The organism is Pseudomonas sp. LTGT-11-2Z (genome assembly GCF_003691445.1).
In the GTDB taxonomy this organism is placed as follows: domain Bacteria; phylum Pseudomonadota; class Gammaproteobacteria; order Pseudomonadales; family Pseudomonadaceae; genus Aquipseudomonas; species Aquipseudomonas monteilii.
Genome location: NZ_CP033104.1, coordinates 3,691,153 through 3,705,659, shown reverse-complemented (window position 1 = coordinate 3,705,659; position 14,507 = coordinate 3,691,153). Strand labels below are relative to the sequence as shown.

Genomic DNA, 14,507 nt, shown 5'->3' with positions numbered 1-14,507 from the left:
CGTGATGCCTTGATTCTTGTCGTGTCTGTACTGGCCTCTTCCCCGGCAAGCCCGCTCCCACAGGGATCGCACAGTCTTCCTGCCTTGCGCCGATTTCATAAAAAAGCCCGCTCACGCAGGCCTCAGAGGCCCACGGGAGCGGGCGCGTCCCGCAATGATTCAGGCAATGGGAATTCAGGCGAACGCCGGCACCACTTCCTTGATGAACAGCTCCAGCGACTTCTTCTTCTCGGCGTGTGGCAGGCTGTTGTCGCACCAGAAGCTGAACTCGTCGACACCGAGCTCCTGGTAGTACTTGATGCGCGCAATGATTTCTTCCGGGGTGCCGATCATGGTGTTCTTGCGGATGTTCTCCAGCTCGAACGCTGGCACTTCGGCGAACTTCGACTCCGGGCTTGGCTCCAGGAAGCCGTTGACCGGGGTGGTCTTGTTGCCGAACCAGGCGTCGAAGGTGCGGTAGAAACGCGAAATGGCCTGGGCGCCGACCTTCCAGCCTTCCGGCTCGGCCGGGCTGTGCACGTGGGTGTGGCGAAGCACCATCAGTTGCGGGCGCGGCACATCCGGGTTGTTGTCGAGGGCGGCTTGGAATTTGTTCTTCAGGTCCAGCACTTCTTCGTCCCCCTTCATCAGCGGGGTTACCATGACGTTGCAGCCGTTGGCCACGGCGAAGTTATGCGAGTCCGGGTCGCGGGCAGCGATCCACATCGGTGGGGTGGCGTTGAACGGCTTCGGTACGCTGGTGGAAGTGGGGAACTTGTAGACTTCGCCGTCGTGGGCGTAGTCGCCTTCCCACAGCTTGCGCACCACCGGCACCATCTCGCGCAGCGCCTTGCCGCCGTCGGTGGCCGGCATGCCGTTGGCCATGCGGTCGAATTCGAACTGATAGGCGCCACGGGCCAGGCCCACTTCCATGCGCCCGTTGCTGATCACGTCGAGCAGGGCGCATTCACCCGCCACGCGGATCGGGTTCCAGAACGGCGCGATGATGGTGCCGGCGCCCAGGCGGATCTTGTCGGTGCGTGCGGCCAGGTAGGCCAACAGCGGCATCGGGCTTGGCGATATGGTGTATTCCATGGCGTGGTGTTCGCCAATCCACACGGTGCTGAAACCGCCGTTTTCGGCCATCAGGGTCAGTTCGGTCAGGTCTTCGAACAGCTGGCGGTGGCTGACCTGTTCATCCCAACGTTCCATGTGTACGAACAACGAAAATTTCATGGGGCTTTCCTCAACGCTTGAAAGGGGCTGGCGCCGGGCGGGGGGGGCGCCAGGGGGCTCGATTCAGAATAGGCTTCAGGCAAAGGCCGGCAGGCTGGCCATCTTGCCGCGGCAGTACACCATCGGCCGTGGCGCTTCTGCTGGGACGATCAGGTTGTGCACCTTGCCGACCATGATGGCGTGGTCGCCACCTTCATATTCACGCCACAGTTCGCATTCGATAACGGCGGTGGCGCCGGCCAGGATGGGGTTGCCCAGTTCGCTCAGGGTCCACTCGATACCACTGGCCTTGTCCTTGCCCTTTTTGGCGAACGCATAGGCTTCTGCCTGCTGTTCACCTGAGAGCAGGTGAATGGCGAAACGCTTCTGCTTCATCAGCACAGGGTAGGAATCGGAGGTGTAGTTGGGGCAGAACAGCACCAGCGGCGGATCCATCGACAGGGAGGAGAAGGCGCTGGCAGTCAGGCCGACAACCGAGCCGTCATCGTCCAGGGTAGTGATGACGGTAACGCCGGAGGGGAAGGAGCCCAGGACGTGCTTGTAGACGGTTGCGTCGATCATCGGGTGTACCTCTAAAGGGCTGCGGTGGTCCGCGGTTTTTATCGTTGATGTGTCTGATGGTATACCGTAATACCTAATTTGCAAGCGGAATTTTCAAGCCTGTTTTTTCACGATGAACGGCGCGAACCCACGAATAACGTGGCCTTGAGTGGTGAGGTGGTTTGTCGCAGGCGTTTCACGAGCAGATCAGCGGCCGTTTTTTCCTGCGGATCAGTGTTGTCAAAAGTTTGGAATACCATAATATGGTCCGCAGCTGAGAGGCCGCCCTGGATGCGGTTTCCTTACAACGATAAAAACGACCTTTCGAGCTGAATCCTATGTCCCAACCGTCGTCGCAACACCCGTTTGTCGAGAACCACACGGTCGATTACGTTCCACCTGCCGAGCGCCACGGGAAGGCGCGCGACCTGTTCACTCTCTGGTTCAGTACTAACATTGCGCCACTGCCTATCGTCACCGGCGCCATGGTGGTCCAGGTGTTCCACCTCAATTTGTTATGGGGGCTGATCGCCATTGTGCTGGGCCATCTGGTCGGCGGCGTGGTCATCGCCCTGGCCTCTGCGCAGGGACCGCAGCTGGGCATTCCACAGATGGTGCAGAGCCGTGGCCAGTTCGGTCGCTACGGCGCCTTGCTGATCGTGTTCTTCACCGCCCTGATTTATGTCGGCTTCTTCATTTCAAACATTGTCCTGGCGGGCAAGACCATCCATGGCATCACCCCAAGCGTGCCGATGCCGGGCGCGATCGTGATCGGCGCCCTGAGCGCCACTGCCATTGGCGTGATCGGTTATCGCTTCATTCATATTCTGAACCGTATCGGTACCTGGGTGATGGGGTCGGCACTGCTGGCCGGCTTCATCATGATGTTCGCCCAGGACCTGCCGGCCGACTTCTTCAGCCGTGGTGCATTCAACCTGGCGGGCTTCATCGCCACCGTATCGTTGGGCACCATCTGGCAGATCAGCTTCTCGCCATACACCTCCGACTACTCGCGCTACCTGCCGCGTGAAGTAGGCATCGCCAAGCCGTTCTGGGCCACGTACTTCGGCGCCACCCTGGGCACCATCCTGTGCTTCAGCTTTGGTGCGGTGGCGGTGCTGTGCGTGCCGGAAGGGACCGACGCCATGGATGCAGTGAAGCAGGCCACTGGCTGGTTGGGCCCGATCCTGATGGTGCTGTTCCTGCTCAACATCATCAGCCACAACGCCCTCAACTTGTATGGCGCGGTGTTGTCGATCGTGACCGCGATCCAGACCTTCATGGCCGAATGGACACCGAGCATCAAGGTGCGGGTGTTGCTGGCATCGGTGATTCTGGTGGGCTGCGGGATGGTTGCACTGAATGCCTCGGCGGATTTCATTGGCCACTTCATCGGCCTGATCCTGGCGCTGTTGCTGGTGCTGGTGCCGTGGGCTTCGATCAACCTGATCGACTTCTACCTGATCAAGAAGGGGCAGTACGACATTGCGTCGATCTTCAGTGCTGATGGCGGTATCTATGGCCGCTTCAATCACCACGCGATCATTGCCTACGCCTGCGGGATTCTGGTGCAGCTGCCGTTTGCCAATACGTCGCTGTATGTGGGGCCGTATTCCAACATTGTCGAAGGGGCGGACTTGTCCTGGTTGTTCGGGTTGATCGTCACGGTGCCGCTGTATTACTGCCTGGCGACGCGCGGCAAGGCTGTCGAGAAGGCTGGGCGGGTTGTGAGTGTTAACGACTGATAGATGACTTTTGCTGCAAACGGGGCTGCTTTGCAGCCCCTGTTGTTTCAGGTCAAACCTTGAACTGCGCCACCATGCCGTTCAGGTCCACCGCCAGTCGCGACAGATCCTGCGCCGCCGCACTGGTCTGGTTCGCACCCGCCGACGTCTGCATCGCCAGATCACGAATGTTCACCAGGTTACGGTCCACCTCGCGTGCCACCTGCGCCTGCTCCTCCGAAGCACTGGCAATCACCAGGTTGCGCTGGTTGATCGCCGCAATCGCCTCGGCAATCACCTCCAACGCCTGGCCGGCGCCTTGGGCCACTTCCAATGTGCCCGAGGCACGCCCCTGGCTGCTGTGCATCGCCGTCACCGCCCGCTCGGTACCGTTCTGGATACCGGCGATCATCTGCTCGATCTCCGCCGTCGACTGCTGGGTGCGGTGGGCGAGGGCGCGAACCTCGTCTGCCACCACCGCAAAGCCACGGCCCGCCTCGCCTGCGCGGGCTGCTTCGATAGCGGCGTTCAGCGCCAGCAGGTTGGTTTGCCCGGCAATCGCGCCAATCACATCCAGCACGCGGCTGATCTCGTTGGCATTGCTGGCCAGTTGCTCGATTTCGGCCGAGGTGCCCGTTACGTCAGCCACCAGATGCTGAATGGATGCCAGCGCCTGATTGACCCGGTCGCGGCCATCGCGGGTGGTCTGGTCGGCGCCCTTGGAAGCATCGGCAGTGCTGACCGCATTGTTCGCGACCTCTTCGACGGCGGCGGTCATCTGGTTGACGGCGGTGGCCGCCTGGTCGATTTCCGCGCTCTGCTGGTGCAGGCCGCGGCTGGTGTCTTCGGTAACGGTGTGCAGCTCTTCCGAAGCCGAGGCCAGCTGGTCGGACGACGCGGCGATCTTGCGCAGGGTATCTCGCAGGCTTTCCTGCATGCGGGCCAGGGCGCGTAACAACAAGGCTGGCTCGTCGCGCCCGGTCACGCGTATTTCCCGGGTGAGGTCGCCGGTGGCCACGCGTTCGGCAACAGCCACGGCATCGGCCAGTGGTGCCACGATGCTGCGGGTAAGCACGGTGGCAATGGCGGCCAGGGCAAGCATGATGACCAGCAACGAGGCGATGATGGCGGTGAACGCTTCGTCGGCCACATCGCTGCTGCGCTGCGAGGCGTCTTCGGCACCTTTGCTGTTATAGGCGAGCAGGGCGGTCATGGCCTTCATCATGGTGTCGGCGCGCTGAGTGAGGGGGCCGTTGATCTGCTGCTTGGCATCGTCCATGCGGCCTGCAGCAATGTCCTGCAGCACTTTCACCTGCAGGTCGAGGTACTGCTGGTGTGCGTCATTGAGGGTGTTGAACAGGGCGCGGTCGTCGGCCGCGATGAGGGTGTCGGCGTAGTCTTTCAACCCACCCTTGAGCTCGGCGTTGATGCCTTCGAGCAACTGCAGGTTGCGTGCGCGCTCGGCGGGGTTGTCGTCCAGTGCGGCGCGCAAGGTGATAGCCCGTGCGCGGCCGAGGTTGCTGCTGATGTCACCCAGGGCTACCACGGCGGGCATCCAGGTGACACGGATCTCGTCGGTGGCCTTGTCCATCTGGCGGGTTTCATAGAGTGCGATAAGGCCCATGAACAGGACCAGGATGCCCAATAGGGCAAATACGCTGGCAGCGCGAATGCCGATCTTCATATTCCGTAACTGCATGGAATGCTCCTTGACGGTGGCGTGCAGGCCTCAGGAGCTTGGTCGGAAAGCCGAGTCACCGGTATGGCGCCAGGCTCTTGAGGCGCTGCGGATTAGTAGTGTTACCTCACCCTCTTGAATACTTTTTTGGTTTAAATGATGCCATATGGCCATCATTATTGGACAGTCCAACAATGTAACGATATAATTGACAAAACCGTCGTTTATTGACGGTTTTGTCAGGATCTTGCTGTCAAACGATCGCAATCATCGGGTCGGCAGCAGCCAAGGCCACGGCACTTGGCGTCCGTTGTCACGGGGCAGGCCCATAATTCCTTCACCGCCCCTCATGTTGGCGCCGAAATGCCCCCGGCTGCACCCCCACCGCCTTGGCAAACGCCCGGGTAAACGCCGCCACCGACTGGTACCCCACCTGCGCCCCCACCTGCTCCACGGTATTCCCCGCCCGCAGCAACTGGCTGGCATGGCGCATACGCAGAGCCAGCAGCACCTGCCCCGGCGATTGCCCGGCCAGCTCATTGAAACGCTTGAAAAACGCCGACCGCGACAACCCCGTACAGGCAGCCATGCTTTCCAGTGTCCAGGCCTGTCCCGGTTGCTCGATCAATTGCTCCAGCAAACCGGCAAACGCCGGCTGGCGGGCGAGGGCGACCAGCCCGCCCAGTGACTGCCCGGCAATGACCTGCTGGCGCAGCACGTACAGGAACAACAGGTGCGTCAGCCGCTCCAGCAACGCCTGCGACGGGCCTGCGGCACGTCGGCACTCTTCCAGAATCAGCTCGAACAGCGCCCGCGCCGCACTGCCGGCGGGGTCTTCGGCGCGCAGCAAGATCCAGTCAGCCAGGCCTTCGACAATCAGCGAAGACAGGCCGGACTGAAAGTGGAAGAAGCCGCAGACCAGCCCTACGCCGTCACTGGCCTCACTGTCCAGCGCCTGCATGGCCTGGCGCGGCTGGGCACAGGCGTCGGCCGGGTCCTGGTCGCTGGACAAGCGATAGGCAAGGTCGCGTAACAGGAATACTGCATCGCCCTTTTCCAAGCGCACCGGTTGCGCCTCGCCGTCGATGTGCAGCCAGCAATGCCCTTGCACCACCAGGTGGAAGCTGGCACGGCCCATGCCTTGGGTGCTGGCGTGCCAGCCACCACAGTAGCGCCCGACATGAAACAGGCTGGCATCGAGCTCCAGGCCCTCTAATAACCAATCGACAAGGTGGCTGGACGAAATCATCTAATACAAACACTCAGGAGCAAGGAAAGGCGACTGATGAATATGGAGGGTAATTCTTATAACCAACAGACTGTAGTGACCCCCATCAAAGGAGACCACTCCATGTCCTCCCGCATTACTTTACACACCCTGCAAAGCGCCCCGGAAGCGGCCCGTCCATTCCTTGAGAATGCCCAGAAAAACTCAGGCTTCATCCCTAACCTGCTGGGTGTGCTGGCCAACGCCCCGGCGGCGCTGGAAACCTACGTGACCGTTTCGGCGCTCAACGGCAAGTCCGAGCTGAGCCTGGCCGAGCGTGAAGTGGTGCAACTGATTGCCGCTACCCAGCATGGCTGCGACTTCTGTGTGGCCGGCCATACTGCTGTGGCACTGAACAAGGCCAAGCTGCCGCAGGAAGTGGTCGATGCCCTGCGTGCCCGGGGCGAACTGCCCGACGCCCGTTACGAAACCCTGGCCGCGTTTGCCCGCGAAGTGATCGCCACCCGTGGCAATGTCAGCGAGGCCACCTACCAGGCCTTCCGCGCAGCCGGCTTCAGTGAAGGCAACGCACTGGAGGTGATTCTGGGCGTGAGCCTCGCAACCCTGTGCAACTTTGCTAATGTTTTCGCCCAGACGCCGCTCAATGAAGAGCTTGGCAAATACCGTTGGCAGCCATCTGCGTAACCCTCCCGTGATAGCGGCCTTGATGCGGTCGTTGTAGAAGCGGCCTTGTGCCGCGAATGGGCCGCAAGGCGGCCCCGGCGTTCCCAAAGGAGCAAGACCATGCAAGATTGCGCATTTCGTCATTGGCTGGATGCCAATGCCGAGGCCATCGACCGGGGCCTGTGCGAACCGCAACAGGTGCTGGCACAGATCGCCGAATCACAGCTGCTGCGCATTGGTGTCGACCCAGCCTTGGGTGGCACGGGCGGGCGGGTGACCGACGCCGTCGAGGCCATCGCCGCGATTGCCAGCCGTTCGTTGGCTTCAGCCTTTGTCTGCTGGGGCCAGCGTGCCTTCATTGAATACCTGTTACACAGCCCCAACCAGCCATTGCGCGAGCGCTTGCTGCCGCGCCTGTTGACGGGCGAACTGGCGGGTGCCACCGGGCTGTCCAACGCCATGAAGTTCCTGTCCGGCATCGAAGCGCTGCAGGTGCGTGGCCGGCCGGTAGCTGATGGGTGGCACCTGGAAGGGCGTTTGCACTGGGTGACCAACCTGCGCAAGAGCGGTTTCGTGGTGGCGGCGGCCATCGAAGACGAAGCCGGCGGTACGCCGTTCGTGGTGGCCATTCCTTCCGAGGCCCAGGGCCTGACACGCTCCGATGACTTGCAACTGATGGGCCTGCAATCGAGCAACACGGCGGCGCTGGCTTTCCACCAGGTGCCGCTGGCGCGTGACTGGTTGCTGCACGAGAACGCCCGCGAGTTCCTGCCGCGGGTACGCCCGGCTTTCCTGGCATTGCAATGCGGGATGGCCATCGGCTTGGCGCGACGGGCGCTGGAAGAGGTGCAGGCGCATCTGCACGGGCGTGCCTCGTTCCTCGATGAAGCCCGTCAGGTACTCAGCGAGCGCCTCGAAAACACCGTGAGCGAGCTCAAGCAGGGGTTGCTCGATGGCCGCTTCCAGCAGCAGCCAGCGGCTTTGTTCAAGTTGCGCATCACCCTGGCTGAAAGTGCCGCCGATGCCGTGCAACTGGAGTTGCAGGCCAGCGGTGGCAAGGCCTACCTCAGCGAGTATGGCGAAGGCTTTGCCCGCCGCTGGCGCGAGTCGGCCTTCGTGCCGATCGTCACCCCCAGCCTGGTGCAATTGCGCGCCGAACTGCAACGCCAGGCGGGCGCCGCATGAGCCACGTGTTGCTCGAAGCTCGCGATGTCAGCCTGGGCTACCCGCGTGAGGGTGGCTGGCAGCAAGTGCTGGCGCAGTTTGACCTGCAATTGGCACCGGGCGAAGTGGTGAGCATTCTTGGCCCCAGTGGCGTCGGCAAGTCCAGCCTGCTGCGGGTGCTGGCGGGGCTGCAGCAGCCCCGTGGCGGCAGCGTGACCTTGCACGGCCAACCCTTGCAGGGGCCGCACCCACGGCTGGCGGTGGCCTTTCAGGACCCGAGCCTGCTGCCCTGGCTGAGCCTGGAGAAGAATGTTGCCTTTGGCCTGGACTTCGCCCGCCAGCCCAAGCTGGATGCTGCCGAGCGGCGCGCGCGTATCGACCATGCGATTGCCGCCGTGGGCCTGGCCCACGCCCGTGGCCAGTACCCGGCGCAGTTGTCCGGCGGCATGGCCCAGCGCACGGCGCTGGCCCGTTGCCTGGCCCGCCAGCCCGAAGTGCTGTTGCTGGACGAACCGTTCGGCGCGCTGGATGAAGTGACCCGGGCCGACATGCAACAACTGCTGCTGCAACTGATCGCTGCTCACAACACGGCGGCGGTGCTGATCACCCACGATATCGACGAAGCCCTGCTGCTGTCCGACCGGGTTCTGCTACTGGGCAACCACCCAGCGCACATCCTCGGCCAATGGCACATCGACTTGCCGCAACCACGCGCGCAGCGGGTTGAAGAACTGGGTGCCTTGCGTATCGAAATCCTCAAAACCCTTCGGCGGGCAAGCCGCACCGTAGAACCTACCCCAACCCCGTTGCCCTCGGAGGCTGTCCATGTGCATGGATGACTGCTGTTCCTCTTCTTCGCGTCGCGATTTCCTCAAGCTTGGCGCCATGCTTACAGCGGCGGGTGCGCTGCCATTGCTGTCGAGCCTGCAGGCGCGCGCTGCCGCCGAGCCGGAGGCGCCGGTGCGCATCGGCTACCTGCCGATCACCGACGCCACGCCATTGCTGGTGGCGCACAACAATGGCCTGTTCGAGGCCGAAGGCATCAAGGCCGAGCGCCCGGTGCTGTTGCGCAGTTGGGCACAGGTGATCGAGGCGTTCATTTCCGGCCAGGTCAACGTCATCCACTTGCTGTCGCCGATGACGGTGTGGGCGCGTTACGGCAGCAAGGTGCCGGCCAAGGTCGTGGCGTGGAACCACGTGGGCGGTTCGGGCCTGACCGTGGCTCCGGACATCACCGACATGAAACAGCTCGGTGGCAAGACCGTGGCCATCCCGTTCTGGTACTCGATCCATAACGTGGTGCTGCAGCAGATGCTCAACGACAACGGCCTGACGCCAGTGTCGAAGCCGGCCAACGCTCAGTTGGCTGCCAACGAAGTCAACCTGCTGGTGCTACCGCCCTCCGACATGCCGCCTGCTTTGGCCAGCAAGCGCATTGCCGGCTACATCGTCGCCGAGCCGTTCAACGCCCTGGCCGAGAACCTCAAGGTTGGCCGCGTGCAGCGTTTTACTGGCGATGTGTGGCGCAACCATGCGTGCTGCGTGGTGTTCATGCATGAGCATGATCTGAACAACCGCCCGGAGTGGTCGCAGAAGGTGGTCAACGCCATCGTCAAGGCCCAGCACTGGACCCGCGACCACCGTGCCGAAGCCGCTGCCTTGCTGTCCAAGGCCGGCCCCAACAAGTACACCCCGCATGAGCCTGCCGTGCTGACCAAGGTGCTGGCCCCGGCCGCCGAAGACCGTGCCGGCTACATTGCCAGTGGTGCCATTCGGCATCAGCAGTGGGACGAAAAGCGCATCGACTTCCAGCCGTATCCGTTCCCCAGTTACACCGAGGAGCTTGTCAAACGCCTGAAAACCACCCTTATCGAAGGCGACAATGCGTTTCTTGCCGGGCTTGATCCGGCGCAGATTGCCCACGACCTGGTCGACGACCGATTCGTGCGCAATGCCATCGCTGCGGTGGGTGGGCCGTCGGTGTTCGGCATTGCCGAGAATTTCGAGCGTAGCGAGGAGTTTGCGGTCTGATGCGCACGCATGTCGTACATGCCGGCCTTGGCTTGGCCGGGTTGCTGGGTTTGTTGCTGTTGTGGTGGGCCGGTGTTGCCTTGTTCGGCCAGGCTGACGGGCTGTCGGCGCGCTTTTCTCCGGCGGCAACCCTGGCCAGCCTGTTCGAGTTGCTGGGGCAGGGTGATGTCTACGGGCATATCTGGGTCAGCCTCAAGCGCATCCTGGTCGGGCTGTTGCTGGCACTGCTCATCGGCGTGCCGCTGGGATTGCTGGTTGGCAGTTACCGGCACCTGGAGGCGGCAACCACCCCGGCGTTCCAGTTCCTGCGCATGATCTCGCCGCTGTCGTGGATGCCGGTGGTGGTGATGCTGATGGGGGTGGGTGACCAGCCTATCTACTTCTTGCTGGCGTTCGCCGCGTTGTGGCCGATTTTGCTGAACACGGCGGCCGGGGTCAGGCAGCTGGACCCACGCTGGTTGCAACTGAGCCGCAGCCTGAGTGCCACGCGTTGGGAGACGTTGTGCAAGGTGATCGTGCCGGGGGTGATTGGCCACGTGCTGACCGGTGTGCGGCTGGCCATTGGCATTTTGTGGATCGTGCTGGTGCCGTGCGAAATGCTCGGGGTGAGTGCGGGGTTGGGGTATTTCATTCTCGATACCCGCGACCGGCTGGCGTATTCCGAGCTGATGGCGATGGTGCTGCTGATTGGTGTGCTGGGGTTTGTGCTGGATGCCTTGGCGCGAGGGCTGCATCGGCGATGGGTGCATGGCTGAGGGGCCAGTGGGGCCTTTTCGCGGGTAAACCCGCGAAGAGGCCCTGGGATCAATGCACAGTCTTGCGCTGTCGCACACATTCTTGGGCTTGAACGGTCAATTCATCCAGCCGCTCGTCCCGCATCTGTTCGGCTTCGATCATCGCATCCTCACCCTGCTGGTTAAGCAGGTAGGTATGAATCTGCAGCACTTCTGCCGTCTGATAAATCGGCGCAATGTCCAACCGCCCGATCAGCGCGCCACTGGCCTGCCCGGTACTGCTCATCAGTACCTGCGGCCCATTGGCGGCTACAACTTGCATGCCCATCGCCTCGAACCAAGGCACCTGATTGGCAAAGGCATTCAGTTCCACACAGGCATGGCGCGCCTGCAGGTCGCCCAGCAAGGCCCGTGCGATGCCCTGGCGGCGATGGCTGGCGTTTACGGCCAGGAATGCAAGCGCACATGACTGGTCATCATCCTTGGCCGGCAGCGACAGGGCAAAGCCCAGCAACTGGTCCGGCGCTTCGGCATCCAGCGCCAGGGTCAGCGCCACGGCCAGGCCGCGGGTGCCGTCCAGCGCTTGCAGGTACTGGTGCACTTCCATACCAACGCCGTACTGGTACAGCGGGTACAGCGGGTTGTCGGCGGTGATGGCAACACTGCTCAATTCACCGACATTGTGGATCACCAGTTCGCGGATCTGGTTCTGGAAAGATTCGGGCGGCACGCTGTCGAGGCGGCTCAGGATGAACATCGGGGGGCAGGCTCCGGCGGGTAGGAATACAGCCCACGCCGTGTAGGCGCGGGTTGTACAGTTTAACCGGTTTTGCCCCATCAGCCTTGTGCCTGTAGTGCACCGAGCATCAGGTCGAGGTTTTGCACCGCAGCACCCGAGGCACCTTTGCCCAGGTTATCGAACACCGCAGTGAGCAACACCTGCCCATGTTCGGGGTTGGCGTACAATGCCAGGCGCAGGTCGTTGCTGTCGTTCAATGCTTCGGGGTCAAGGTTGGCTGCTGCGCCTTGTTGGTGCAGCGGCATCACCTGCACGTGGCGGGCCCCCTGGTAGTGCTGCTCCAGGCAGGCCTGCAACTGATCGGCGCTGACCTGGCCGGGTAGCAGGCGCAGTTGCAGCGGGATGCTCAACACGATGCCCTGGCGGTAGGCCCCATAGCCGGGCATGAACACCGGCCGTGCCGACAGCCCGGCGTGCTGCTGAATTTCGGGTACGTGCTTGTGTGCCAGTTCCAGCCCATACAGTTGCAGGGTCGGTGCCTTGCTCACACCGGGGTGCTCGTGGCGCTCGACCGCCGCACGGCCACCGCCGGAGTAGCCGGAAACGGCATGGATGCCCAGCGGGTAGTCGGCGGGTAGTAACCCAGCCTTGACCAGCGGGCGCAGCAGGGCAATAGCGCCAGTTGGGTAACAGCCTGGGTTGCTGACGCGCTTGCTTAAGGCGATGCGCTCGGCTTGCTGCTCGTCGAGTTCTGGCAGGCCATAGACCCAGCCCGGTGTGGTGCGATGCGCCGAGCTGGCGTCGATCACCCGCACCTGCGGGTTATGGATCGCCGCCACGGCCTCACGGGCGGCGTCGTCGGGCAGGCACAACAGGGCGATGTCAGCGCTGTTGATGGCCTCGCGGCGGCGTTGCGGGTTTTTGCGTTCGGCCTCGGGGAGGGTGAGCAGGCGCAGGTCGCTGCGGCCTTGCAAGCGTGCATGGATCTGCAGGCCGGTGGTGCCTTGGTCGCCGTCGATGAAAACAACAGGGGTGTGCATGGTCAGGGTCCGGTAGGGTTGGGATGACCAATGCTCGCCTGTGGCTGAGTTAATGGAAATTTGAATATCATGATGCTGATGTTCATGTTTACTGAATGAAAGGCCAGCACAGACCATGCGTGAAATCAGCCTCGACCGCCTGCGCACCCTGGTGGTCATCAGCGACTTGGGCTCCTTCGCCGAGGCCGCTCGCCAGCTCAACTTGGCACCGCCCACCATCAGCCTGCATGTGGCTGAACTGGAGTCACGTATCGGTGCGCCGTTACTTAGCCGTGCCCGCGGCCAGGTGCGCCCTACTGCGATTGGAGAAACACTGCTGGCGCGCGCCCGGCGCTTGCTGGCCGACGCTGACCTGGCGCTGGACGAAGTCCGCCGACAGGTCGAGGGGCTGACCGGCCGGGTACGCCTGGGCGCGTCCACTGGTGCCATCGCTCACTTGTTGCCACAGGCACTGGAGCACCTGCGCGTGGAGCACCCGGGGATCGACGTGCAGGTCCAGGTGCTGACGTCCCAGGCATCGCTGGCGCGTTTGCGTGAAGGCGCGCTGGATATAGGCCTTGTGGCCTTGCCGCAAGTCGCCGGCAAAGGGCTGACAGTGACGCCCTGGCGGCGCGATCCGATCCTGGCCTACGTGCCGGTCGACTGGCAGCCACCGGCCCGGGTTACCCCGGCCTGGCTGGCGCAAAGGGCGTTGATCCTCAATGACAGCAGCACCCAGCTCTCGCGAGTGACAGGGGAGTGGTTTGCGGCAGCGGGGTTGTACCCAGAGCCTCGGATCGAGCTGAATTACAACGATGCGATCAAGAGCCTGGTCGGCGCCGGGTACGGGGCGACGTTACTGCCGCAGGAGGGCGAGGCGGCCGAGCTGGACCGGCGCATTGCACGCCGGCCACTGCGGCCTGGGTTGTGGAGGCAGTTGGGTATCGCTTGCCGGGAAGGCCAGGTTGAGCGGGCCACGGCGTATGTGTTGCAGGCATTGGAGCGGTTGCGCCAGTAGCGATTACCGGCTTTACCCTCGCTCTCGTGCCCGCACCACGGTCACCGTCTCGCCACCCACTCCCCAGTTATCGGGAGTTTTCGCCAGGATGGCGGCCACATCGAGATCGAAACCCAAGGCGCATTCACCTGCCTGGGCGACTTCCTTGCCACGGCAACGCTGGTGCGCCATGGCGGCGGCTTGATGCAGGCTTACCGCTTTACCGTGCAGGACGCATTGGCCAGCGGCGAGTTGGTGGAGGTGCTTGCTGAGTTTGGCGGTACGACACGGCCGTTCATGTTGATCTACCCGCACGGCCCGCACATGCCGTTGCGGGTGCGGGTGTTCATTGATTTTCTGTTTGCCGAAGGTGCACGGCCCCAGGGCTGAGCCGAAGCGCCGGGGCGTATGGCCGACTATGCTGTTTGCTGCGTCGAGCCAATGTCATCTCGATGACCCTTCCGGTTTCCCAGGAGAACACTCCATGAAATCCATCGTACTGCTGGTGATTGCTTCTGTGTTGAGTTTTGCCGCCCATGCCGACCCGGCGAGCAACTGTGCAGCCAAGGTCAAGGAGCTTGAGGATTTCCACAAGGCCAGTGGCCAAGCGATGCACGGCGGCATGGCCCATGATTTCAAAGTCCACATGCAAAATGCCAAGGATGCTCAGAGCAAGGGTGACTATACCCAGTGCCAGGCTTCGGCGGACCAGGCCAAGACCATCTACAACAAGGCACGTAGCAAATAAGCCTTCGCGCGCCTCATCGCGGGTAAA

14 protein-coding genes and 1 pseudogene are annotated in these 14,507 nt (G+C 62.7%); 9 read left to right on the top strand and 6 right to left on the bottom strand.

Annotated features, from left to right (window positions below; genetic code table 11):
* Positions 1 to 174: 174 nt before the first annotated feature.
* On the bottom strand, positions 175 to 1,215 hold the full coding sequence (locus D8767_RS17265; protein ID WP_016715711.1) for an LLM class flavin-dependent oxidoreductase: 1,041 nt from the start codon (positions 1,213 to 1,215) through the stop codon (positions 175 to 177).
* A 75-nt stretch (positions 1,216 to 1,290) separates the two neighbouring features.
* Positions 1,291 to 1,776 carry a flavin reductase family protein gene (locus tag D8767_RS17260; protein ID WP_016715712.1) on the bottom strand — a complete coding sequence of 162 codons (486 nt, stop codon included), beginning with the start codon at positions 1,774 to 1,776 and terminating at the stop codon, positions 1,291 to 1,293.
* Positions 1,777 to 2,093: 317 nt separating this feature from the next.
* Here D8767_RS17260 and D8767_RS17255 point away from each other — a divergent pair, with 317 nt between their 5' ends.
* Positions 2,094 to 3,500, top strand: coding sequence for a cytosine permease (locus D8767_RS17255; RefSeq protein WP_016715713.1), 1,407 nt, complete (start codon positions 2,094 to 2,096; stop codon positions 3,498 to 3,500).
* 52 nt (positions 3,501 to 3,552) lie between these two features.
* Here the strand turns inward: D8767_RS17255 and D8767_RS17250 are convergent, their stop codons facing one another.
* Entirely contained in the window at positions 3,553 to 5,178 is a 1,626-nt protein-coding gene (locus tag D8767_RS17250; RefSeq protein ID WP_016715714.1) for a methyl-accepting chemotaxis protein, read from the bottom strand.
* A 316-nt stretch (positions 5,179 to 5,494) separates the two neighbouring features.
* Positions 5,495 to 6,406 (bottom strand): AraC family transcriptional regulator, encoded by a 912-nt coding sequence (locus D8767_RS17245; RefSeq protein ID WP_016715715.1) that lies wholly within the window; start codon positions 6,404 to 6,406, stop codon positions 5,495 to 5,497.
* Positions 6,407 to 6,508: 102 nt separating this feature from the next.
* Here D8767_RS17245 and D8767_RS17240 point away from each other — a divergent pair, with 102 nt between their 5' ends.
* The 5 genes from D8767_RS17240 (at position 6,509) to D8767_RS17220 (ending at position 10,998) form a co-directional block, all read left to right on the top strand.
* Entirely contained in the window at positions 6,509 to 7,069 is a 561-nt protein-coding gene (locus tag D8767_RS17240; RefSeq protein WP_025754491.1) for a carboxymuconolactone decarboxylase family protein, read from the top strand.
* Between the two features lie 99 nt (positions 7,070 to 7,168).
* Complete coding sequence (locus D8767_RS17235; RefSeq protein ID WP_016715717.1) at positions 7,169 to 8,233, top strand: acyl-CoA dehydrogenase family protein; 1,065 nt, start codon at positions 7,169 to 7,171, stop codon at positions 8,231 to 8,233.
* The gene (locus D8767_RS17230) at positions 8,230 to 9,051 is read left to right on the top strand and encodes an ABC transporter ATP-binding protein (RefSeq protein WP_016715718.1); all 822 of its coding nucleotides are present in this window, start codon (positions 8,230 to 8,232) and stop codon (positions 9,049 to 9,051) included. The genes D8767_RS17235 and D8767_RS17230 overlap by 4 nt, the downstream gene beginning before the upstream one ends.
* The gene (locus D8767_RS17225) at positions 9,038 to 10,243 is read left to right on the top strand and encodes an ABC transporter substrate-binding protein (RefSeq protein WP_016715719.1); all 1,206 of its coding nucleotides are present in this window, start codon (positions 9,038 to 9,040) and stop codon (positions 10,241 to 10,243) included. The genes D8767_RS17230 and D8767_RS17225 overlap by 14 nt, the downstream gene beginning before the upstream one ends.
* Positions 10,243 to 10,998: an ABC transporter permease gene (locus D8767_RS17220; RefSeq protein WP_063977388.1), complete on the top strand. Its 756-nt coding sequence runs from the start codon at positions 10,243 to 10,245 to the stop codon at positions 10,996 to 10,998. The genes D8767_RS17225 and D8767_RS17220 overlap by 1 nt, the downstream gene beginning before the upstream one ends.
* A 49-nt stretch (positions 10,999 to 11,047) precedes the next feature.
* Here D8767_RS17220 and D8767_RS17215 read toward each other — a convergent pair whose 3' ends face one another.
* Both D8767_RS17215 and argC read right to left on the bottom strand, forming a co-directional pair.
* Positions 11,048 to 11,734, bottom strand: a complete 687-nt coding sequence (locus tag D8767_RS17215) for a GNAT family N-acetyltransferase (protein ID WP_016715721.1) — start codon at positions 11,732 to 11,734, stop codon at positions 11,048 to 11,050.
* An 80-nt stretch (positions 11,735 to 11,814) separates the two neighbouring features.
* Positions 11,815 to 12,756 carry an N-acetyl-gamma-glutamyl-phosphate reductase gene (argC, locus tag D8767_RS17210; RefSeq protein WP_016715722.1) on the bottom strand — a complete coding sequence of 314 codons (942 nt, stop codon included), beginning with the start codon at positions 12,754 to 12,756 and terminating at the stop codon, positions 11,815 to 11,817.
* 115 nt (positions 12,757 to 12,871) lie between these two features.
* Between argC and D8767_RS17205 the strand changes: the two genes are divergently transcribed.
* The 3 genes and pseudogenes from D8767_RS17205 (at position 12,872) to D8767_RS17195 (ending at position 14,480) form a co-directional block, all read left to right on the top strand.
* The gene (locus D8767_RS17205; RefSeq protein WP_016715723.1) at positions 12,872 to 13,753 is read left to right on the top strand and encodes a LysR family transcriptional regulator; all 882 of its coding nucleotides are present in this window, start codon (positions 12,872 to 12,874) and stop codon (positions 13,751 to 13,753) included.
* 75 nt (positions 13,754 to 13,828) lie between these two features.
* Positions 13,829 to 14,122, top strand: a pseudogene (locus D8767_RS17200) (LysR substrate-binding domain-containing protein); the annotation flags it as partial.
* Positions 14,123 to 14,216: 94 nt separating this feature from the next.
* Positions 14,217 to 14,480: a hypothetical protein gene (locus tag D8767_RS17195; RefSeq protein ID WP_016715725.1), complete on the top strand. Its 264-nt coding sequence runs from the start codon at positions 14,217 to 14,219 to the stop codon at positions 14,478 to 14,480.
* The last annotated feature ends 27 nt before the right edge of the window (positions 14,481 to 14,507 follow it).